The organism is Streptomyces sp. NPDC043861 (genome assembly GCF_056435905.1).
Genome location: NZ_JBWKDP010000021.1, coordinates 52,409 through 72,613, shown reverse-complemented (window position 1 = coordinate 72,613; position 20,205 = coordinate 52,409). Strand labels below are relative to the sequence as shown.

At 70.8% G+C, this 20,205-nt stretch carries 18 protein-coding genes; 10 read left to right on the top strand and 8 right to left on the bottom strand.

Annotation, left to right across the window (positions count from 1 at the left end):
* Positions 1–24 precede the first annotated feature (24 nt).
* On the bottom strand, positions 25–2,658 hold the full coding sequence (gene lanKC / locus AC068D_RS34255; RefSeq protein WP_478827041.1) for a class III lanthionine synthetase LanKC: 2,634 nt from the start codon (positions 2,656–2,658) through the stop codon (positions 25–27).
* A gap of 598 nt (positions 2,659–3,256) precedes the next feature.
* Here lanKC and AC068D_RS34250 point away from each other — a divergent pair.
* The gene (locus AC068D_RS34250; protein ID WP_478827040.1) at positions 3,257–6,523 is read left to right on the top strand and encodes a tetratricopeptide repeat protein; all 3,267 of its coding nucleotides are present in this window, start codon (positions 3,257–3,259) and stop codon (positions 6,521–6,523) included.
* A 203-nt stretch (positions 6,524–6,726) separates the two neighbouring features.
* On the opposite strand, the gene AC068D_RS34245 is transcribed toward AC068D_RS34250, so the two are convergent.
* Together AC068D_RS34245 and mca are read right to left on the bottom strand one after the other, a co-directional pair.
* On the bottom strand, positions 6,727–6,978 hold the full coding sequence (locus AC068D_RS34245) for a hypothetical protein (RefSeq protein ID WP_478827039.1): 252 nt from the start codon (positions 6,976–6,978) through the stop codon (positions 6,727–6,729).
* Entirely contained in the window at positions 6,971–7,852 is an 882-nt protein-coding gene (gene mca / locus AC068D_RS34240; protein ID WP_478827038.1) for a mycothiol conjugate amidase Mca, read from the bottom strand. The genes AC068D_RS34245 and mca overlap by 8 nt, the downstream gene beginning before the upstream one ends.
* 150 nt (positions 7,853–8,002) lie before the next feature.
* Between mca and AC068D_RS34235 the strand changes: the two genes are divergently transcribed.
* Positions 8,003–8,419, top strand: a complete 417-nt coding sequence (locus AC068D_RS34235; RefSeq protein WP_478827037.1) for a DUF4307 domain-containing protein — start codon at positions 8,003–8,005, stop codon at positions 8,417–8,419.
* 170 nt (positions 8,420–8,589) lie between these two features.
* On the top strand, positions 8,590–9,087 hold the full coding sequence (greA, locus tag AC068D_RS34230; RefSeq protein ID WP_478827036.1) for a transcription elongation factor GreA: 498 nt from the start codon (positions 8,590–8,592) through the stop codon (positions 9,085–9,087).
* Between the two features lie 101 nt (positions 9,088–9,188).
* Here greA and AC068D_RS34225 read toward each other — a convergent pair whose 3' ends face one another.
* From AC068D_RS34225 to ilvA, 3 genes are all read right to left on the bottom strand, one after another.
* A complete protein-coding gene (locus AC068D_RS34225) occupies positions 9,189–10,046 on the bottom strand; it encodes an ABC transporter permease (RefSeq protein ID WP_478827035.1) in 858 nt (285 codons plus the stop codon).
* Positions 10,043–11,053, bottom strand: a complete 1,011-nt coding sequence (locus AC068D_RS34220; protein ID WP_478827034.1) for an ATP-binding cassette domain-containing protein — start codon at positions 11,051–11,053, stop codon at positions 10,043–10,045. Before AC068D_RS34220 ends, AC068D_RS34225 begins: the two co-directional genes overlap by 4 nt.
* 267 nt (positions 11,054–11,320) lie before the next feature.
* Positions 11,321–12,550 (bottom strand): threonine ammonia-lyase, encoded by a 1,230-nt coding sequence (gene ilvA / locus AC068D_RS34215; RefSeq protein WP_478827033.1) that lies wholly within the window; start codon positions 12,548–12,550, stop codon positions 11,321–11,323.
* Between the two features lie 147 nt (positions 12,551–12,697).
* On the opposite strand from ilvA, the gene AC068D_RS34210 reads away from it, so the two are divergent.
* From AC068D_RS34210 to AC068D_RS34195, 4 genes are all read left to right on the top strand, one after another.
* Positions 12,698–13,210 carry a MarR family winged helix-turn-helix transcriptional regulator gene (locus tag AC068D_RS34210; RefSeq protein WP_478827032.1) on the top strand — a complete coding sequence of 171 codons (513 nt, stop codon included), beginning with the start codon at positions 12,698–12,700 and terminating at the stop codon, positions 13,208–13,210.
* Positions 13,211–13,302: 92 nt separating this feature from the next.
* A complete protein-coding gene (locus AC068D_RS34205) occupies positions 13,303–13,791 on the top strand; it encodes a sigma factor-like helix-turn-helix DNA-binding protein (protein ID WP_478827031.1) in 489 nt (162 codons plus the stop codon).
* Positions 13,788–14,048 (top strand): hypothetical protein, encoded by a 261-nt coding sequence (locus AC068D_RS34200; RefSeq protein ID WP_478827030.1) that lies wholly within the window; start codon positions 13,788–13,790, stop codon positions 14,046–14,048. The genes AC068D_RS34205 and AC068D_RS34200 overlap by 4 nt, the downstream gene beginning before the upstream one ends.
* Before the next feature lie 132 nt (positions 14,049–14,180).
* A complete protein-coding gene (locus tag AC068D_RS34195; protein WP_478827029.1) occupies positions 14,181–14,372 on the top strand; it encodes a DUF1059 domain-containing protein in 192 nt (63 codons plus the stop codon).
* Between the two features lie 291 nt (positions 14,373–14,663).
* Here AC068D_RS34195 and AC068D_RS34190 read toward each other — a convergent pair whose 3' ends face one another.
* Positions 14,664–15,833, bottom strand: a complete 1,170-nt coding sequence (locus tag AC068D_RS34190) for a cystathionine gamma-synthase (RefSeq protein ID WP_478827028.1) — start codon at positions 15,831–15,833, stop codon at positions 14,664–14,666.
* Positions 15,834–15,892: 59 nt separating this feature from the next.
* Between AC068D_RS34190 and AC068D_RS34185 the strand changes: the two genes are divergently transcribed.
* Entirely contained in the window at positions 15,893–16,996 is a 1,104-nt protein-coding gene (locus AC068D_RS34185) for a hypothetical protein (protein WP_478827027.1), read from the top strand.
* Positions 16,997–17,244: 248 nt separating this feature from the next.
* On the opposite strand, the gene AC068D_RS34180 is transcribed toward AC068D_RS34185, so the two are convergent.
* Complete coding sequence (locus AC068D_RS34180; protein WP_478827026.1) at positions 17,245–18,450, bottom strand: FG-GAP-like repeat-containing protein; 1,206 nt, start codon at positions 18,448–18,450, stop codon at positions 17,245–17,247.
* Between the two features lie 150 nt (positions 18,451–18,600).
* On the opposite strand from AC068D_RS34180, the gene AC068D_RS34175 reads away from it, so the two are divergent.
* Positions 18,601–18,879, top strand: a complete 279-nt coding sequence (locus AC068D_RS34175; RefSeq protein ID WP_478827025.1) for a hypothetical protein — start codon at positions 18,601–18,603, stop codon at positions 18,877–18,879.
* A gap of 198 nt (positions 18,880–19,077) precedes the next feature.
* Complete coding sequence (locus AC068D_RS34170; RefSeq protein ID WP_478827024.1) at positions 19,078–20,160, top strand: hypothetical protein; 1,083 nt, start codon at positions 19,078–19,080, stop codon at positions 20,158–20,160.
* Positions 20,161–20,205: the final 45 nt, after the last annotated feature.

The following is a 20,205-nucleotide window of genomic DNA, read 5'->3' as shown; positions in this document are numbered from 1 at the left end:
GTTGGTGTTGCCATGACCCCTGTGTCAGGGGCCAGTTCGGGGGCCGCGTCGGCGGCGGGGGGAAGCGGCGGCAGGAAGCGGCGGCAGGAACGGCAGCTGCACCGGCGAGTCGTGGAGCGCCGCACCCAGCGCCAGCAGGCATCCCGCCGTACCGGTGGCGAGATCCATCGACAGCCGCATCATCTGCTCACCGGGGAAGGCGAGATGGCCTTCGTAGGGGAGGGCGTGCCAGGACAGGACGTCGACCTGCCGGGCAAGGTCGGCGGGGCTGGTGCCGGGACCGGTCGCGGTCGTCCGGCTGAGATACAGCACCATGCCGGCGGCGCCCCGGAACAGGCCGGGCTGGGCGTAGAACTTCGCCTGCGCGGCACGGACGATCCCGCTCCGCGCCTGTGCGAAGTCCTCGTCGTCGCCGTGCGCCAGCCAGTCGTCCAGCACCATGCCGATGCCGACGCTGCCTGCCCCGAGGTACGGCATCGTGCGCCAGCCCTCGTCCACCTGGAGCGCGCCGCGCGTTCCGCGGGCGACACAGCGGTCGAGGTCCCGGCGCAGCGCTCCGGCGGCGAGTCCGAGCAGTGCGGGGTCGCCGGTCCGCTCGTACAGCCGCAGCTGGAGGAGGGCCGCCCCGCTCGCTCCGTGGAGCAGTCCGGCCCGCTTGGCCGCCCTGCCGGTGGTCGTGGCGGTCCTCTCGGCCACAAGTCGGCCGCAGCGCATGGCGGCCTCGTGCAGGGAGCTTTCACCGCTGGACGAGGCCAGCGCGTCGAGAGCCAGTCCGACCCCGGCCAGACCGCTGTGCAGATCCGGTCCCGTACCGGCCCAGTCCTGGGCCAGCACGATGTCGGCCAGTTCCAGTGCCCGTTCGGTGTGTCCGAGCCGGTCGAGGGTCCAGGCGATGCCGGAAAGCCCGTCGTGGAAGCCGAGCGGAGTGCCGGGGGCGGGGTTCCGCACCGACCTCAGCAGCCACTCCTCGGCCTCCGGCCACCGGCCGCATCCGGTCTCCGCCAGGGCGTACAGCACCCCCGCCGCACCGTGGGCGAAGCAGCTGCCGCCCGCAGGCCCGGCGAACTGGGCGATGTCCCCGGGGAAGCAGCGGTCGTCCCGGCCGAGGGTGGCGGAGGCGCGGAGCGCAGCAGCCATCGAGTCACGGCTGCGCGGCCAGTCCCCCGGCTCCACGGGGAGATGGCCCCGTGTCCCTTCGGCCGCCCCCCGCCGGCCGGCCGAGGGGTGTCCCCGGGTGATCTCCGCGACCGCCTCGTCGAGGAACGCGCGGTCCACCGGGAAATTCGCCGCCACGATGTCCGCCAGGTGCGCCGCCTTGCCGCGGTCCACCGCGAACAGGCTCGTCAGCGGCAGGAACAGGGCGATACGGAGACAGGCGAGCGCATACCGGTCGACATCGGCGCCCCTGCGGTCGGCGGGTGCCACGAAACCCGGGTTGGCGATGACCTGCCGTCGCCCCTCCTCGACGGGCGCCGCCGCCTCGAAGTCGAGCAGGACCACCGACGACTCGTCCTCGGAGACCATGACGTTGAACAGATGCAGATCGTTGAAGACCACTCCGCGGGCATGGACCTGCGCCACCGCCCGCTCCACGAGCCCGTGGACACGCAGTGCCCAGGCCGTGTACTCGGCCAGGTCCTGCGGGGCCGGATCCTCTTCGATCAGGGGGTGGCGCCGCGCGAAGAAGCTGTTGAGCGGGCGCCCCTCGATGTACTCGATCACCAGGAACCGGTGGTCCCCCAGGGCGAACCAGTCGAGCACCTCAGGAGTGCAGGACAGCCCCGACAGCCGTTCCAGCGCGTCCCTCTCCCGCTCGAGCCGGGTCACGGCGTCCGCTCCGTCGGCGGCCAGGCCCGCGTGGGGCCGTGCCTCCTTGAGCACCACCCGTCCGCCGGTCCTGTTGTCCCGGCCGGCGTAGACACCACCGCCGTTGGAGAAGTGCAGGGCACGTTCGATCGTGTACGGGATGCCGCTGGTGGTGGTCGCGGAGCGGGCGTCCAGATGCGGTCGGAGGAATTCGGGGAGGGTGATCCACGGTGGTACGTGGAAGGCCGGTTCCCTGCGGTCGGGTACGAGGCGGCCGTCGGCGTCCTCGATCGCGGGGCGCAACTCCCCCTGGTCGTCGCGGCAGTGCCGCTCGGTGAAGCTGCCGTACCGCAGGTGTACGGGTCCGGCACCCCAGCGGAGATCGCTGAGGATGTACGGGCCGGGCTCCCCGGCCAGGAGTGCGTCGAGGTCCTCGGCGACGGCGCGGCACTGTTCGTCGTCGGCGGGGTAGACGGTGATGAACTTGCCGCTTGCGCCGCGGTCGGCGTACTTGGCGTTGCGCGTGTGCAGCAGATAGCGGCTCGGCATGAACTTGAAGGCGATGTCCCTGGGGACGCAGTAGTCCCAGACCTGGGCGAGTACCTTCTCCGCGTTGTCGAGGCAGGCGGATATATGGATCTTCCAGCCCTGTGGGGGCAGTTGGGCGGTGAGCGGGCGGTAGGCGAGCCAGTCGCCGGACCGGTGCTTCTGCCAGCCGGCGGGTGCGTCGCGCCGTGCCGCTTCGTACAGCCGGCCCCTGCCGTTGCCGTCGTCGCCGTCCGCCGCCAGCCGGTGCGGGGCGTCGTAGAACTGCCGGTCGGCGTCGCAGAAGACGGCGTACCCCTTGTTCATGTCGCTCCTTCGGCTGGACAACGGCCATGAGGCTGTCACGGGGCGAAGGCGTGCGGACAGTCACAGCTGTAACGAAGACCCCGTGAGGAACTCATGAGTAACCGGGGCCGCACAGAGGCTTCCGGGCGCAGGTACGTCGCGATCGCGAACGGACACAGCGGGAGCAGGGAGAGCCGGTGGCTCTCCCCGCTCCCGTTTCCCCACGGCGGACGGTGTCGGCGATTCATGGCCTCCTTTCTCTCTGATGTGCGCCGAACAGCGGTTTTCACAGGGCAGTTGAGCCCGGCAGTAGATCCTCCGGGTGCTTCCGCCCGCTGCCGGACGGGCACCGACGGGTCCCTCTTTCCCCTCTCCTCACTGTGCGGGGGCAGTACTTGGCGGTCACGCCGTCGAGCCTCCTTTCATGACGATGTCTCCGACAATGATCGACTGCCCGCCGCAAATCAGGGCAAACATGCTCTTATCGGGTGACGCTCGGCGGCCCGGCCGGCAATCCCCTTCGCCACCCGGGCACCGGCTGATCACCGGACTCCCTCGCGCGGACGCGCGTCACGCAGCACACTTGACGTCCGAACCGGAGCTCTCTGAGGGGGACCACATGCGGGACAGCCATCGGGCGGAAGCCGAGCGGCTGTTGGTACGTGCCGTCGAAGAGGAAGCGCGGCGCTCCGGCGGGCGCTCCGACTCCGCCGCCCTCCTGACGCGTGGGCGGACCGCGCTGGACGCGATGGCGGACACGGCGGCTGAGGAGTACGCGGCCTATCTCCGTGCCGTGGAGGAGACGGAGGCCGGGCAGCAGTCGCTGGCGGAGAGGTTCAGCAGCCAGAACGTGTCGACTCCTGCACTGGTCACGGCAGTTGCCGCCGTGGCTGCAATCGCTGCGGACATGGCGCTGGGTACGGCGACGGGGACGGCGCTCGGCGCCGGAGCCGTCGTCGCCGTGGCCGGGGCCGCCGCGACCGTGGCCAAGGTGACCGCGTCCCACTGGCCGGCCGCGCACCGCAGGGCCGGCGCCCTGGGACAGCCGGGCGGGCCCGAGCAGCTGCGGCTGCAATGGCTGACGGCACTGGAGGTACGGGGCATCCGCCCGTTCCTCGACCAGCAGCGGATGCTGACGGCCACCACTGCGCGCCCGGCGAGGAAGGCCGCGGCATCGGGACCGGTGCTGCGCGGAGGGGACCGCAGCCAGGCGGCACGCAGGCGGAGTGTGCTCGAGCAGTCGTTCGGGCATCTGCCCGCGCCCGAAGGGCCGTTCGCGGGCCGACGGGAGGCCATGACGCGCATCGCGCAATGGGTGCATGCCGCGAGGGCGTCCACGGAGACGAAACCCACGGTGGTCGTTCTGCACGGCGAGCCCGGGTCCGGGCGGACAGCGCTCGCCGTGCGAGCCGCGCACCATCTGAAGGACCAGTTCCGTGGGGCGTGCGTCGTCGACATGCGCGGCGCCTCGGCGGGCGAGCAGCCACTGTCGACGCGTGACGCCCTGCTGCATCTGCTGAACCGGCTGGGTGCTCCCCGCGAGCAACTCCTCTTCCGCGAGCGGTCGTCGACGGAGCAGCAGGTGCGGCGGCTGAGCGAGCTGTACCACCAGCATCTGACCGGGCTGCCGGTCACGGTCGTCCTGGACGATGCTAACGACCCCGAGCAGGTACGGACGTTGATCCCGGAGCGCTCGGACTCGCTCGTGCTGGTCACCTCACGCGAACCGCTGGAGCTGCCGCAGGACACCCCGGCCTGGGTGCACCGGCTGCCGGTGGAGGCGCTGGACGCGGCGGGTGCCGAAGAGCTGCTGGCGGCTGCCGCCGAAGAACCTCAGGAGGGCCCGTACGACTCCCAGTCGACCGACACGGTGAGGGAGTTGTGCGGCGGACTGCCGCTGGCACTGCGGATCGCGGGCTCCTCGCTGGGGACCCGCACCCCGCAGGAACTGGCCGAGGACCTGTCCGCCTACGGTCCGGTGGAGCCGGTCGACCGGGCGCTCTGGCTGCGCTACACCGACCAGTCGGACCAGGCCCGTCGTCTGCTGCGCCGACTTGCGCTCGCGGGGCGGGCGTCGCTCGGGGCGGCAGCTGCGGCAGCGCTGCTGGCCACGGACGAGACGGAGGGGCAGCGGCTGCTGTCGGGGCTCGCCCGGGCCGGGCTGCTGGACCATGTGCGCGGGGGTCCCTCCACGCCGCAGGGCGCAGGTGGGGGTCCCTCCACGCCGCAGGGCGCAGGGGGAGAGCGCTACCGTCTGCATGACCTCGTACGCGCCTTCGCACAGGCGCGGCTGCTGGACGAGGAGCAGCCGGCGGACCGCACCGCCGCGCAGGAACGGCTGATCATCGCGTACGCCGAGCTCGCGGATTCCGTGATCCGGCTCGTCGACGGAAAGACCTCGACCCGCGCGAACCAGTTCGACGGTCATGGTTTCTCCTCCCTGGATGCGGCGCTTCGCTGGCTGGACGACGAGTCGAGCTTCATCACGGCGGCACTGCGGCATGCGGAAGGCGTCGACCAGCAGGCCGTGCTGAATCTGCTCGGCGCCCTGTGCGACTACTGCCTGCTGCGCGGCGACCTCTACCGGCTCGGCGAGATCAACGATCTGACGCAAGCCGTCGACCAGGGCCTGCTCGTCCGCTCGGTCCAGTGGCGCACCGGCATCGCGGCCCGTCAGCTCGGCGAGCTCGACAAGGCGCGCACGACCCTGTCGTCGGTGGTGGATCTGTACCGCGAGGCACAGCACGACGCCGGCGCCGCCCGCGCCCTGTGCTCCCTGGGCATCACCCTGCACCACCAGGGCAACCTCATCGAGGCGTCGGCGAAGCTGCGCGAGGCGATCGAGCTCCAGTCGTCCGACGCACTGGCCGCAGACCGTGCCTGGACACTGCACGCCCTGGCCGCGGTCGAACGCGACCGGGCGAATCTCGCCGAGGCGCTCACCCTGCTCTCCACCGCGCTGACCCTCCACCGCGGCGGCGAGTCACTGCACGGAGAGGCCTGGACCCACTTCCAGCTCGGACAGGTCTGCCTGCGCATGGGCGATGTGCCGCGCGCCGAGTCGGAGCTGCACGAGGCCCTCGATCTGTACGGGCGGATGCGCGACGACCGTGGCGAGGCCTGGGCGCTGACCCAGCTCGCCCGCGCGCGGCTGGTCGACGGCGACCCGTCACCGGCGGTCGACCAGCTCCGCCAGGCCCTGTCCCGGCACCGCGACAGCGAGGACGCGCGCGGCGAGGCCTGGACCCTCTACTACCTGGGCCAGGCACTGGAGGAGCGCGGCGACCGTGACCAGGCGGTACGCGAGCTGGAGCGCGCCCGCACGATGTTCTCGCGGATGCGGGACGTCTACGGCCTGGCCTGCGCCCGCCACCACTCCGGCCGCGCCACCCGCGACCAGCGCGCGGCACAGACCGGCAACCTCCGCAATTCCGGCTTCGCCCGGCAGCTCCTCGTCGACGCCCGTGCCGACTTCCAGCGCATCGGCCTGTCCCACGGTGAGGCCTGGACCTGTCTGGAACTCGCCCTCATCGACGCGGGCAACGACCGCGCCGCCCAGGCCCTGGGCCTCTGCGACGAGGCGACCGCGCTGTTCGCCTCGTACCACGACCGCCGTGGCGACGACTGGGCCCGCTTCCTGCGCTGCACCCTGCTCCCCTATGCGTCTGCGGGAGGGACCGAGATCGGCACGGTCGTAGCCCAGGAGGAACTCGCCCGGCTCCGCGAGGACGGCCACCCCACCCGTGACGGCAAGCTGGAGGACTGCATGGAGGCTTTCGCCCTGGTCCTGGAGCGCGGTGTGCGGCTGGAGGACGGCTGGCAGGCCTGGTCGCTGGGGATGGTGCCCAACCGGCACGCCCGGGAAGTGATGGGCGTACCGGTCTAGGGTCTCTCGTTCGGATCTTGCCGGGCTCGCGTGCCCCGGCACGCACTCGGCCCGCGGCGGGTCCCACGAAGCGCGAAGCCCCGGGGCCGGGGAGCAGCGCAGCCGGAACTAGCAACCCGACCGAGGACCCCCGGACCGGGATGGCCGGGACCGGGACCGCAGAGTCGCAGAGCCGGAAACCCCGGGGCCAAGGGCCCCGGGGCCTACTCCTTGGCCGGGGTCGCGCCGCCGGCGCCCGGCGCAGCCGCGCCGCCCGCCTCGGGCGCCTCCTCGAAGTTCACCCGTCCCATGTGCCGGTTCATGGACTTCATCAGCAGCCACACACCCACGGCCAGCGCCGCGAAGACGAGGAAGCCGAGGACACCCGGGGTCACCTTGTTCTTGTCGAAGTCGGTGGCGGCGAGGGGGACGAGGTGCGTCATTGCGAGGTTTGCGCTAGCGCTCATGTCAGGCATTGTCGCGGATGCCCGCGAAGAGGTCGCTCTCGGGGAGGGAGGTATCGACCAGGGACTTGGCGAGCTCGTACTCCTCCGTGGGCCAGACCTCCCTCTGGATGTCCATCGGGACGCGGAACCAGCCGCCGTCCGGATCGATCTGCGTCGCGTGGGCGATCAGGGCCTTGTCACGGACCTCGAAGAAGTCTCCGCACGGCACATAGGTGGTCAGGGTCCGCTCGGCACGCTGGAACTCCTTCCAGCGCTCCAGCCACTCGCCGTACGGGGACTCCATGCCACGCGCGAGCAGCGCCTCGTGCAGTGCGACCGTGCGCGGACGGTTGAAGCCCTGGTTGTAGTAGAGCTTCTGCGGCTCGAAGGCCGGGCCGTACTCGGACTCGGGGTACTTCTCGGTGTCGGCCGCACCCTCGAAGGCCACCATCGAGATCTTGTGGGTCATGATGTGGTCCGGGTGCGGGTAGCCGCCGTTCTCGTCGTAGGTCGTGATGACCTGCGGACGGAAGGACCGGATCTGCCGCACCAGCTCGCCGGCCGCCTTGTCGACGTCCTCCAGAGCGAAACAGCCCTCCGGAAGCGGGGGCAGCGGGTCGCCCTCGGGGAGGCCGGAGTCGACGAAGCCGAGCCACTCCTGCTTCACGCCGAGGATCTCGCGGGCCTCGTCCATCTCCTTTCGGCGGACCTCGTGGATGTTCTCCTCGATGTATTTGTCGCCCTGGAGCTTCGGATTGAGGATGGAGCCGCGCTCTCCGCCCGTGCAGGTCACGACCAGCACGTCCACCCCCTCGGACACATACTTGGCCATCGTCGCCGCGCCCTTGCTCGACTCGTCGTCGGGGTGGGCGTGAACGGCCATCAGTCGCAGCTGCTCAGTCAAGACTCGATCCTCAGCGATTCGTCGAATTGTCGGTGCCGTCCCGCGGGAAGGTCGGTGCGGGGTGCCGGTCCCGTGGCGGCGGGCGGCTTCTATAGTGACGGAATCGGGGGGCGGAAAAATTCCGGTGTCCCGCAGTCTGGGAGGACGATCATGACCACGGCGCGCCAGCAGGTCCCCGGGGGCCGTTACGGCCGCTCGGCGGACGAGCGCGCGGACCGCGGGCTCAAGATCGTGGGCGCCGTGCTGGGCGCCGGCCTGCTCGCCATGATCACGTGGTTCGGTTACGACTACATCGGCGGCCAGCGGATCAGCGCCGAGCTGATCAAGTGGGACGTGACCGCGGACGACCGGGTCCGGGTTCATCTCGAGGTCCGCAAGGACAGGGACGCCAAGGGCTACTGCACCCTGCGCTCGCGCGCCGAGGACGGCAGTGAGGTCGGCCGCAGGGACGTCCGCTTCGACTCCTCCGAGAGCCGTATCGACGAGGTCGTCACCGTGCGTACAACGTCGAGGGCGACCAGCGCCGAGCTGGCGGGCTGCACCGCCGACAGCGGCCCCCAGGGCTGACACCCGCCCATGTCTTTTCGGGTCTGACCTGCATTGACGCATAATTGATGCCTTTTGGTCCTCCCCCTTTCCCGCACTCATTGTTAGGCTCGTGGTTTCGCCCACTCCTGGAGGCACATGCTTCTGGGTAGGGCGATGCTTTGTATTCCCAGTACCTACGAGGAGCACCTGTGACCCAGACGAGCGAGAACGTCACCTGGCTCACCCAGGAGGCGTACAACCAGCTCAAGGCCGAGCTGGAGTACCTGTCTGGTCCCGCGCGCGTCGAGATCGCAAAGAAGATCGAGGCGGCCCGTGAGGAGGGCGACCTGCGCGAGAACGGCGGGTACCACGCGGCCAAGGAAGAGCAGGGCAAGCAGGAACTCCGCGTGCGCCAGCTGACCCAGCTCCTGGAGAAGGCGAAGGTCGGTGAGGCCCCTGCGGACGACGGCACGGTGGCCCCCGGCATGGTCGTCACGGTCGCCTTCGACGGTGACGAGACCGACACCGAGACCTTCCTGCTGGCTTCTCGCGAGTACGCCTCGAACGACATCGCGACGTACTCCCCGCAGTCCCCGCTCGGCGCGGGCGTGAACGGCAAGAGGGTCGGCGAGAACGCCGACTACGAGCTGCCGAACGGCAGGACCGCCATGGTGAAGATCCTCGACGCCAAGCCGTACCAGGGCTGAGCCCAGGCCGCTCGCGGAAGGCATCCGCAGACTCGAAGGCCCCGCGCAACCTGCCGAGCAGGTGCGCGGGGCCTTCCGTCGTCGTGTGCGGCGGTACGCGGTCAGGCCGTGGCAGAGCGGTACTTGCGCACCGCCAGGGTCCGGAACAGCGCAACGATCAGGATCGAGTAGATGATCGACGCCCACACCGGATGGACCATGGGCCAGGCGTCGGACGGCGAGACGCCGGGGTTACCGAACAGCTCACGGCTGGCCTGCACCGTTGCACTGAAGGGATTCCAATCGGCGATCGTCTCCAGCCACGAGGGCATCTTGGTGGTGTCGACGAACGCGTTCGAGATGAAGGTGACGGGGAACAGCCAGATCAGTCCGCCGGAGGTGGCGGCTTCCGGGGTGCGGACCGACAGGCCGATCAGTGCGCCGATCCAGGAGAACGCGTACCCGAGCAGAAGCAGCAGGGCGAACGCCCCGAGCGCCTTGGGGATGCCGTTGTGGATCCGCCAGCCGACCAGCAGGGCGACGACAGTGAGCACCACGACGGTCAGCGCCGTCTGTACGAGGTCCGCGAGTGTGCGCCCGGTGAGGACGGCGCCGCGCGCCATGGGCAGTGACCGGAACCGGTCGATGAGGCCCTTGTGCATGTCGTCGGCGATACCGGCGCCCGCTCCGGCCGTCGCGAACGTGACGGTCTGGGCGAAGATGCCCGCCATCAGGAATTCGCGGTAGACGGACGGGGACGTGGAGCCGCCGATCTGCATCGAACCGCCGAACACATAGCTGAACAGCACGACGAACATGATCGGCTGGATCATCCCGAAGATGACCACTTCGGGGATCCGGGTCATGCGGATCAGGTTCCTCCTGGCAACGACCAGCGAGTCGCCCAAGGACTGCATGATGCCGCCGCCGCGCCGGCCCGGCACCGGGGTGCGTTCCGCCGCGTCCTGGACGCTGGTCACTGCACGGCCTCCTTCCGGGGCTTCCTGCCCCTGCGGTCGGTCTCCGGTCCGCTCTCCTCGGCGGCGTCCTCGGCGTGGTGGCCGGTCAGCGAGAGGAAGACGTCGTCGAGGGTGGGGCGGCGCAGACCGATGTCGTCGATCTCGACCCCCCGGGCGTCGAGATCGCGGATGACCTCGGCGAGGAGTTTGGCCCCACCCGTCACCGGGACGGTCAGCTTGCGGGTGTGGTCCTCGACGGTGACCTCGCCCTTGCCGAAGGCGGTCAGCACCTCACGGGCCGGGGAGATCTCGTCGCGGCGGTGGACGACGACCTCGACACGCTCGCCGCCCGTGCGCGCCTTGAGCTGGTCCGACGTGCCGCGGGCGATGACCCGGCCGTGGTCGACGACGCAGATGTCGTCGGCGAGATGGTCGGCCTCCTCCAGGTACTGGGTGGTCAGCAGCAGCGTCGTACCGCCTCCGACGAGTTCCTTGATCACCTCCCACAGCCCCTGCCGGTTTCGCGGATCCAGGCCGGTGGTCGGCTCGTCCATGAACATCACGGGCGGCTGGACCACCAGGGCGGCCGCGAGATCGAGACGGCGGCGCATTCCGCCGGAGTAGGTTTTCGCGGTGCGGTCGGCCGCGTCGGCCAGATTGAACCGGTCCAGCAGCTCGCCGGCCCTGGCCCTCGCAGCCGCGGCGCTCATCTGGTACAGCCTGCCGACCATCTGGAGGTTCTCACGGCCGGTCAGATATTCGTCGACCGCCGCGAACTGACCGGAGAGACCGATGGACCGGCGGACTTCATTGGGGTGCTTGAGGACGTCGATGCCTGCGACGACCGCCCTGCCGCTGTCCGGCTGGAGCAGGGTGGTCAGCACACGCACGGCGGTGGTCTTGCCGGCGCCGTTCGGGCCCAGCAGCCCGAGGACCGTGCCCTCGGGGACATCGAGATCAACGCCGTCCAGAGCCCTGACTTCGCCGAAGGTCTTCACCAGACCCTCGGCATATATGGCGCCTGGCATGTGGGTCTCCCAGTGACGTGGGGGTGACTCCTGGCTGGTTTCGCTTGCGCAACGCTTACCCGGCACTTACTTGCCGCGTTTTCCCCGCAAGCTTAGTTTTGGCCGACATGCCGCGCAGGCAGTTTGCGACCTCGGCCAAGATAACGCGATACATCGCGATACTCAATGGACCGACCCGAAGAAGCGCGGAAGGCCGAGCCGCGAACCACCCGCCGGAATGTCACCGGACCGCCCGCACGGGACGTTCACCGGCCCACCCTCCCGCCGTCAGCGGATGACGCGATATCCGGCGTCGCCGAGCGCTCCCTCCACCTCCGCACAGTGCTCGGGCCCCTTCGTCTCCAGATGGAGCTCCACCTCGACCTCCGTGAGCCCGAGGCGCGGATCGGTGCGGACGTGGCCCACGTCCAGCACGTTCGCATCCACCGCCGAAAGGACGCCGAGCAGGGTCGCCAGCGCTCCGGGACGATCGGGCAATGGCAGCCGCAGCGACAGATAGCGTCCGGCTGCCGCCATGCCGTGCCGCAGGATCCGCTGCATCAGCAACGGGTCGACATTGCCGCCGGACAGCACCGCGACCACCGGGCCCCGGAAGGCGCGCGGCTCGGTCAGCAGCGCAGCCACCGGGCTGGCGCCGGCCGGTTCGACCACGAGCTTCGCCCGCTCCAGGCAGAGCAGCAGCGCCGAGGAGAGCGCATCCTCGGAGACCGTGCGCACCTCGTCGACCAGTTCCTCGACGATCGCGTAGGGAACGTCGCCGGGGCGGCCCACCTTGATGCCGTCCGCCATCGTCGTCGGCTCCTCGATCGACACCGGGCGGCCCGCCGCCAACGAGGGCGGATAGGCCGCCGCCCCCTCCGCCTGCACACCGACGACCTTCACGTCGGGGCGCAGCGCCTTCACCGCGACCGCGATGCCCGCCGCGAGCCCGCCGCCGCCGATGCCGACGACGATCGTCCGCACCTCGGGACACTGCTCGAGGATCTCCAGGCCGACCGTGCCCTGCCCGGCGATGATGTCGGGATGGTCGAAGGGGTGGATGAACACCGCTCCCGTGTCGCGTGCGTACTCCTGCGCGGCGGCCAGGGTCTCGTCGACGACCTGCCCCTGCAGCCGCACCTCCGCGCCGTAGTCACGGGTCGCCGCGACCTTCGGCAGTGGGGCGCCGACCGGCATGAACACAGTGGAACGCACACCGAGCAGCGAGGAAGCGAGAGCGACGCCCTGCGCATGGTTTCCGGCCGATGCGGCGATGACACCCGCCGCCCGCTCCTCGGGCCTCAGCCCGGAGATCCTCACGTACGCACCGCGCAGCTTGAACGAACCGGTCCGCTGCAGGTTCTCGCACTTCAGATGGACAGGGGCGCCCACCAGATGCGTCAGATGACGGCTGCCCTCCATCGGGGTCAGCCGAGCCACGCCCGAGAGCATCTTCTGGGCCCCCCGGACGTCGTCGAGGATGAGCGGGTGAAAGGGGCCAGTCGTGCGGAAGCTCATGACAGCAAGTCTCGCAGCTCAAAGGCCTGACGGCGGCCCCGGTCACACGGCGGTCCACGGGATTCCGCAGGGCAGGTACGCACCCGGTCCCGTCCGCGTACTCTGTCCCCCACCAACCGACCACCGCACGAGAGAGCCCCCGCAGCCATGCCCACATCTCAGGACATGACGACTGATCTTGACCCCGGTCTCCTCGATGCTCTCCAGCACCAGGTGGCCGTCTTCGCGCGCCGTGCCGAGCAGACGCGGCTCGGCGGGGTCGGCCAGGTCCGCAATTCGATGGACCGTGCCGCGTATCTGCTGCTCAACCGACTGGACCGGGAAGGCCCGATGGGCGTCAAGGCGCTCGCCGCCGGGATGGGCATCGACTCGTCGACCGTCACCCGCCAGGTCGCACCGCTGGTCGACACGGGGCTGGTCAAGCGCACCTCCCACCCAGAGGACGGCCGCGCGGTCGTGCTGCAGCTGTCGCCGCGCGGCCAGGCCCGCCTCGAGGAGGTCCGCTCCTCACGGCGCCAGTTGATGGCCCAGGTGACGGACGGCTGGACCCAGGAGGAGCGGGAGTCGTTCTGCACCCTGCTCACCCGCTTCAACTCGGCGCTCTCGGCCCGCCAGGCCGGGCTTCCGGCCTCCGAGACGGAGGCATCGCAGAGCTCCTGAGAGCAGATGTGCCGCCGAGTACTCCCGACCCGGCCCGACCTGAGGCGTCCGACCTCTTGACCGGGGACACGACTCTGGCCTGATATGAGCACATGCGACGGCGCGGCCAGCCCTCGGTTCCCGGTCCGCGCGCCCGCGATTTCGATGATTTCGTCGCGGGCGCTGCCGGCCGGCTGCTGCACGCCGCGACGCTGCTGACCGGCGAGCAGCCCCGGCAGAACCCGCAGGCGCAGCGGCTGCTCGTCGCCGCGCTCGCGCACACATACGCGGAGTGGGCGCGGCTGCGCGACGAGGATCCGTACGACCGCACTCGCGCGGAACTCGCCACCCGCTTCGCCCGCTCCGCCTGGCGGCTCCCCCGGACCTCCGGTGGGGTGCTGTCACGGCTGACCCCGCAGGAGCGGCTGATCGTGGTGCTGCGGCTCTACGAGGGCGTGGCCGAGGAGCAGACGGCGGCGCTGCTGGGCCTGCCGATGGAACGGGTACGGGCGATCTGCAGCCGTGCGATCACCATCCTGCGCACCCCGGGCACGTCCTCGCGCGGTGCCCGGCCCTGGTACCGCACCGCAGGTGCGTCATGAGCAGCTTGAACGGCCATGGGCGCCGGGAGGCGGAGGTGCGGCAGATGATGGACGTGCCGCCCGGGCCTGTACCCGCCGATCTGCTCGTCCGGGCGACGGAACGCGGCACCCGACTGCTGCGCCGACGGCGCGGCCTGCACCGGGCGGGCTGGCTGCTCCTGGTGGCAGTGGCGATCGCGTTCGCCGTCTGGGCATCCGCCGCCGAACCGTGGACCGTGCCCCCGGCCGAGACGACACCGGAGATCGAGGGCTGGTGATCGAGGGCTGGTGATCGAGGGCTGGTGATCATCGAGGGCTGGTGATCAAGGGCCGCCTCGCGGACGGGCGCCGGGTCAGGGCCTGGCCCTACCCTGGAACAAGCGGTGCAACGCACCATCCAGGAGGTCGTGATGACCAGAAAAGTTGCCGACTGCCGCAGGTTCCCGAGCGAGACGAAGTGCTCCCTCACCATCTCCGGTGAGGAGGACGAAGTCCTCAGGGCCGCCACCGACCACGCGGTCTCCGTCCACGGCCATGAGGACAGCCCGGAACTCCGCGAACAGATACGCGGCATGCTGGAGGACGAGAAGATCAGCGCCTGATCCCGCTGCCCGGCTCGGGCCGGGCAGGGGTCACCGCCCACGTCCGCGACGGGCGGCGCCCTCCGGTCGGCCCGTGCGGCGCGTTCCCGGGGGCCCGCGCGGTGCCGGAGAACAGGGCGCACGGGGTGCCCAGACGGCGGACGGCACGGGACCCGGCCCGACGACGGGCCGGGTCGTACCTTCCCCCACAGTGGCGCACAGGGCCTGTCCGTCCTCGACGTCCTCGAACGCCGACGCCGGTGGCCGGCCGCAACGGCCGGGGAGCCGGACCGGCCCCAGGGGTGACGGGCGTCAGCCCAGAGCCCGCTCGAGGTCCGCCAGCAGGTCGTCGGCCGACTCGATGCCGACCGACAGCCGCACCAGGTCCGCCGGAACCTCCAGCGCCGAGCCCGCCACCGAGGCATGGGTCATCCGCCCCGGGTGCTCGATCAGGGACTCCACGCCGCCGAGGGACTCGCCGAGGGTGAAGACCTGGGCCCGGTTGCAGACCTCGACCGCCGCCTCCTCGCCGCCCGCGACCTGGAAGGACACCATGCCGCCGAAGTCCTTCATCTGCTTCGCAGCGATCTCGTGGCCCGGGTGCTCGGGCAGCCCCGGGTAGAGCACGCGCGTCACCCTCGGGTGCTTGGTCAGCATCTCCACGATCCGCGCCGCGTTCGCGCTGTGCCGGTCCATGCGCACCGCCAGTGTCTTGATGCCGCGCAGCACGATCCAGGAGTCGAACGGCCCGGCGACCGCACCCATGGCGTTCTGGTGGTACGCCAGCTCTTCGCCGAGCGCGGTATCGGCCGAGACCAGCGCGCCGCCGACGACGTCCGAGTGCCCGCCCATGTACTTCGTCAGCGAATGGACGACCACGTCCGCACCGAGCGCGAGCGGCTGCTGCAGATAAGGGCTCGCGAAGGTGTTGTCGACGACGAGCTTCGCGCCCGCCGCGCGGGCGATTCCCGCGATCTGCGCGATGTCGGTGATACCGAGGAGCGGGTTCGACGGGGTCTCGACCCAGATGACCTTCGTACGGTCCGTGAGCGCGTTCCGTACCGACGCCGGATCGGAGGTGTCGGCAACCGAGTACTCCACGCCCCAGCGCTGGACGACCTTGGCGAAGAGCCGGAACGTTCCGCCGTACGCATCGTTGGGAATGACCACGTGATCACCGGGGACCAGCAGCGTACGCAGAAGGCAGTCCTCGGCAGCCAGACCGGACGCGAACGCCAGACCGCGCGTGCCCCCCTCCAGCGCCGCGAGGTTCTCCTCCAGCGCGGTCCGGGTCGGGTTCGCGCTGCGGCTGTACTCGTAGCCGCCGCGCAGTCCGCCGACTCCGTCCTGCTTGTACGTGGACACCTGGTAGATGGGCGGGACGACCGCGCCGGTCAGCGGGTCCGCGGTGTTGCCCGCGTGGATGGCGATGGTCTCGAAGCCGTGCTCGTGGCCGTGCTCGTTGGTCTGCTCGTCACTCATGAAGCCCGAGCGTAGTCCCGGTAGCTCACCTTCCCCACGCCGTCCGGGACAATGGCCGTATGGAGATTCTCTGGTTCCTGATCGCGATGACCATGCTGGTCGCGGTCTTCGCCCCGTACGTCATGCGCCGCCGGGGCGCCATCCGGCAGGTGGCCCCGGGATCGCCGGACGCCGCGGACCCCGCCGCGTACGGCTTTGTCCGCCAGGAGCTGCTCGATCTGCGGCTGCCGGGCCCCGACCAGGACCTCCTGGACGTGCTCGATGTCGTCCAGCGCACCCAGGACTGGCGTGCCGCCTCCCAGCTGCTCGCCGGCACGCCGAAGGAGGACGAGCAGCGCTGGCAGCGCGTCCAGGCGTTCGCGGGCGCGGCGTCCCTGGAGCTCCAGCAGCAGCCGGGCACGGGCGGCTCCTGGCTGCGCACCTGGCGTGCGGAGTCCCCGAAGGACGCGGGCGGTGCGGCCGTGCACGCCGAGTTCCTGGTGCAGCAGGCCTGGCGGTCGTCCTCGGCGGGTGCCGACGACTTCCGCATCATCCTGGAGGAGGCCCGAACGATCTGCGCCGAGGCAGCACTGCTGGCCCCCGGCGACCCCGTTCCGTACATCGTGGAACTGGCCGTGGCCCGTGGACTCGGCTACTCCCACGAGCAGTTCGACCAGGTGTGGGCGAAGGTCATCGACCGCGCCCCCGCGCACATGGGCGCTCATCTCGCCGCCCTGCACTACTGGTGCGAGAAGTGGCACGGCTCCCGCGAGGAGGCCGACCACTTCGCGACGACCGCCGCCGCCCGGGCGCCCGAGGGGTCACTGCTCGCCGCGCTGCCGCTGTTCGCGGTCTACGAGCATGTGCCCGAGGTCAATCTGGTGAGCGGCTTCTACGAGAGCGCCGTGGTCACCAAGGCCGTCGGGGGTGCGCTGCACGCGGCGCACACGGCACCTGCGGACGACCCGGTGCTTCCGCACGTACGGCATCTGCTCGTGCTGTTCCTCGTACGCATGGAGCGCTGGACCGAGGCGATGCACCAGCTGGTCCGTGTGGACGGCCATGTCGGGGCACTGCCCTGGACGCACGGGGGCGATGCGGCGGCGGAGTACACCGTCTACCGGGCCCTGGCGGTCGCGGGGTACGAGGCGAACGGCGGAAGCCCGGCGACGCTGCTGCACTGACGGCACCGGCTGCAAGGAACCGGCGGCCGTCACGGCCGGTGCAGGAACCGGCGGCCCGCACCGGCACGGTGCGGGCCGCCCCTCTGTCCTGACGCCCCTCAGACCCGCCCCTCTGTCCTGACGCCCGTCTGACCCGCCCGTCTGACCCGCCCGTCTGACCTGCCGGACGACGGGCCGGACGACGGGCCGACGGGTTGGTGGGCCGATGCGAGGACCGGTGCCGTGCCGAGGACTGCCGTGGGCAAGCGTCAGAACGCGGTCTCGCGGGCGTCCCAGTCGTAGTCCTCGGAGTAATTGCTGAGCTTGCCCGTGCCGTTGTTCGTGTAGAGCGTCAGCAGCGGCGCCCGCAGCGCGAACAGGTCGTTCGGTCCGTCGCTGTTCACGTCCCCGACGCCGATGATGCGGCTGAAGCCCTTCCAGCCCGTACCGATCAGTTTGCGGGTCCCGAGGGCCCCCGTGCCCCGGCCCGGGTAGAGCCACAGCTGCCCGGCGGAGTCCCTGGCGACGAGATCCGCCTTGCCGTCGCCGTTCATGTCCCCGGAGCCGACGAGCGCGGTCATCGTGTTCCAGCCCGATGTGCCGATCTGCTTGCGCGCGGACAGGGCGCCGTCCGCCTTGCCCGGATACAGCCAGAGCTTCCCGATGGTGTCGGCGGCGACCAGGTCGCCCTGGCGGCGGTCGCCGTTGAGGTCGCCCACTGCCGTGATGTTCCTGAGCGACTGCCAGCCGGTGCCGATCCGCTTGCGCGGACCCACGCCGCCGGCGCCGTTGCCCGGGTACATGTACAGCGCGCCGGCGGTGTCACGGGCGACGATGTCCTCCGTGCCGTTGCCGTCACGGTCGCCGTGGCGCTGCAACGCGGTCATGGCCCCCCAGCCGCTGCCGATCTTCCGGCCGCTGCCGTCGCCGGGAAGGAACCACAGGTTCCCGGCGGCCGAACGGAAGAGGAGATCGCTCTGTCCGTCCCGGTCGAGGTCACCGAACAGCCGCGGGGCCGTCGGATTGTCGAAGGGCCGGGCCCACGTCATGTACTCCACACCGCTGGTGCACTCGTGCGAGGTGCGGGCCAGCCGGAAGGAACTGACGTTGTTGGCGAGACGACTGTTCTCGTCCTCGTAGAACGTGAGGTCGAGCGCATGGTCCTCGCTCCCGGCCTGAAGAAACACGTCATGGACCGAGTCCGTGTAGGCGTAGTTCGGCCGGCTGTACACGCAGGCCTCCATGCCCGTGCGGTTACGCAGGCCCGATGCCTTGTTGTCCCAGGCCCCCAGTGTCGGCATGCTCCGGCTGTACGTGGCCATGGCGCCCGAGCCGTCCGCGTTGTCGAAGAGGCAGAGCCTCCCCTGCGGACAGCGGTCGTAGCCGGATGCCGCCTGCGCGGGCGCAACCGCCGTGGCCAGCAGGCCGAGCGTGGCGACGGCCGCGGTCGCGCACGCACGCAAGGTAAATCGCACCTGTGCCCCCCTATGGCAATGAGTGGCCGCCACAATATCCCCACCCGGCCCACTGAAGATCTTCCTTGCCACCGGCAACATCGCTGGGCGATACTCCCCTTCCCCCCACGACACTTCGTCATGTCCTTTTCCCGTGGGGGGAATCGCCCGATGGGCACCACTCTGCGCGCCATGCGTGCGGTCGTCCTGCTCGCAGGCTTCCATCTGCCCGGCTGCGCCCTGCTCACCGTGCTCGCCGGCATCGACGACACCCTCTCCCCGTGGGTGCCGGCCGAGGTCGCCGCCACGCCCTGCATCGTCTCCGTGCTGCTCATCGTCCCGGCGCTGCACGGCCGGTTCACGCCCCGCACCCCCAAGGCCGACGGCATGACAGGGCCGCATGCCATCGGGACCGACGTACCGCGGCTGAGGGCGACGGCCCTTACCTGAGACGCGGGGCACCCCGCCCGAGCCGCCGTGGCCACTCGCCGGGCGCCGGACGCGCACCGCCCCGCCCGCCCGTGTGCCGTCGCATCACCCGGCCGCCCCCTCGTCGGCCTGCCCCGCGTGAGCGGCGGGCCAAGACCCCTCATCCGCCTCCAGCCCATGCCTCGCCCGCCCACCGCCCCTTTCCCCGAGGACCGACACATGCCCAGACTGATCCCCCTCATCGTCATCGCGGTAGCCGTCTACTTCTGGCTGAAGCACCGCCGCGACGCGTCGAAGGACCCCTCGCCGCAGCGCGTCGCAGCGGCACGCGGCGCGATGGCCGACCGCGCCGTCCGGCTCGGCTTCGTTCCTCAGGACGAGATAGACACCGAGCACGCCGGCCCGCCGCCGGCCGAACTGACCGCGGCACTGGCCGCCGCCCGGGCCGGGGACTGGGAGCCCGCCGCCGCGCTCCTCACCGCGACCGGAAAGGACTGGGAGCGGAGTTCCCTGTACACCACGGCTCTGAGCGGCGTCGCCGTCCAGGACGACGTCTGGCTGCGCGCCTGGGAAGCGGCGCGCCCGGAAGACCCGGACGCCGCCCTCGTACGCGCAGAGAGCGCCATCGGCCTGGCCTGGGAGGCGCGCGGCGGCGCACGGGCCAAGAACACCACCCGGGAACAGTTCACCGGCTTCCACCAGCTGCTGGGAGAGGCCCGGCAGGCCGTGGAGCGTGCCGCCGAGCTGGCTCCCGACGACGACCCGAGGCCGGCGGCCGTCGGGATCTGGGTCGCGGTCGGCCTCGGCTACCCCCACGACGTCATGCGCAAGCAATTCGCCGAGGTCACCTCCCGTGCTCCGTACCACTACTCGGCGCACTTCGGCGCGCTCCAGTACTGGTGCCGGAAGTGGCACGGTTCGGTGGAACTGGGCACGTCATTCGCGGCGGACGCCGCCGCTTCCGCGCCGCTCGGCAGCCTGTTCCACGCGTTTCCCCTCATCTGCTGGTTCGAGCACGAGACCTTCGGCCACACCTCGCGGGGCTTCGCGACGCCGGAGGTGTCAGCCCTGGTCGACGCGCTCGCTGCCGATGTGACCGCCGCCGATCCCGACCACCCGCGGCTGCGGGACGTCCGACTGCTGCTGGCCTGGTACCTGGTGCGGCTGGACCGCCACGAGGAGGCACTGGAGCAGTTCCGTGCCGTGGACGGATACGTGGGAGCCTTCCCGTGGAACCGCTTCGCGGACCCGGCGGACAAGTACGCGGTGACCCGGGACCTGACCGTCTACAAGGCGGCCTGACCAGGACGGGGACTGCCCGACCTGCGGGCCCGGCCCGCGGGCGCG

Coding starts and splice junctions, on each gene's coding strand:
- lanKC (WP_478827041.1), bottom strand. CDS start 2,658: ATGAACAAGGGGTACGCCGTCTTCTGCGACGCCGACCGGCAGTTCTAC.
- AC068D_RS34250 (WP_478827040.1), top strand. CDS start 3,257: ATGCGGGACAGCCATCGGGCGGAAGCCGAGCGGCTGTTGGTACGTGCC.
- AC068D_RS34245 (WP_478827039.1), bottom strand. CDS start 6,978: ATGCCTGACATGAGCGCTAGCGCAAACCTCGCAATGACGCACCTCGTC.
- AC068D_RS34235 (WP_478827037.1), top strand. CDS start 8,003: ATGACCACGGCGCGCCAGCAGGTCCCCGGGGGCCGTTACGGCCGCTCG.
- AC068D_RS34220 (WP_478827034.1), bottom strand. CDS start 11,053: ATGCCAGGCGCCATATATGCCGAGGGTCTGGTGAAGACCTTCGGCGAA.
- ilvA (WP_478827033.1), bottom strand. CDS start 12,550: ATGAGCTTCCGCACGACTGGCCCCTTTCACCCGCTCATCCTCGACGAC.
- AC068D_RS34210 (WP_478827032.1), top strand. CDS start 12,698: ATGCCCACATCTCAGGACATGACGACTGATCTTGACCCCGGTCTCCTC.
- AC068D_RS34205 (WP_478827031.1), top strand. CDS start 13,303: ATGCGACGGCGCGGCCAGCCCTCGGTTCCCGGTCCGCGCGCCCGCGAT.
- AC068D_RS34200 (WP_478827030.1), top strand. CDS start 13,788: ATGAGCAGCTTGAACGGCCATGGGCGCCGGGAGGCGGAGGTGCGGCAG.
- AC068D_RS34195 (WP_478827029.1), top strand. CDS start 14,181: ATGACCAGAAAAGTTGCCGACTGCCGCAGGTTCCCGAGCGAGACGAAG.
- AC068D_RS34190 (WP_478827028.1), bottom strand. CDS start 15,833: ATGAGTGACGAGCAGACCAACGAGCACGGCCACGAGCACGGCTTCGAG.
- AC068D_RS34185 (WP_478827027.1), top strand. CDS start 15,893: ATGGAGATTCTCTGGTTCCTGATCGCGATGACCATGCTGGTCGCGGTC.
- AC068D_RS34175 (WP_478827025.1), top strand. CDS start 18,601: ATGGGCACCACTCTGCGCGCCATGCGTGCGGTCGTCCTGCTCGCAGGC.
- AC068D_RS34170 (WP_478827024.1), top strand. CDS start 19,078: ATGCCCAGACTGATCCCCCTCATCGTCATCGCGGTAGCCGTCTACTTC.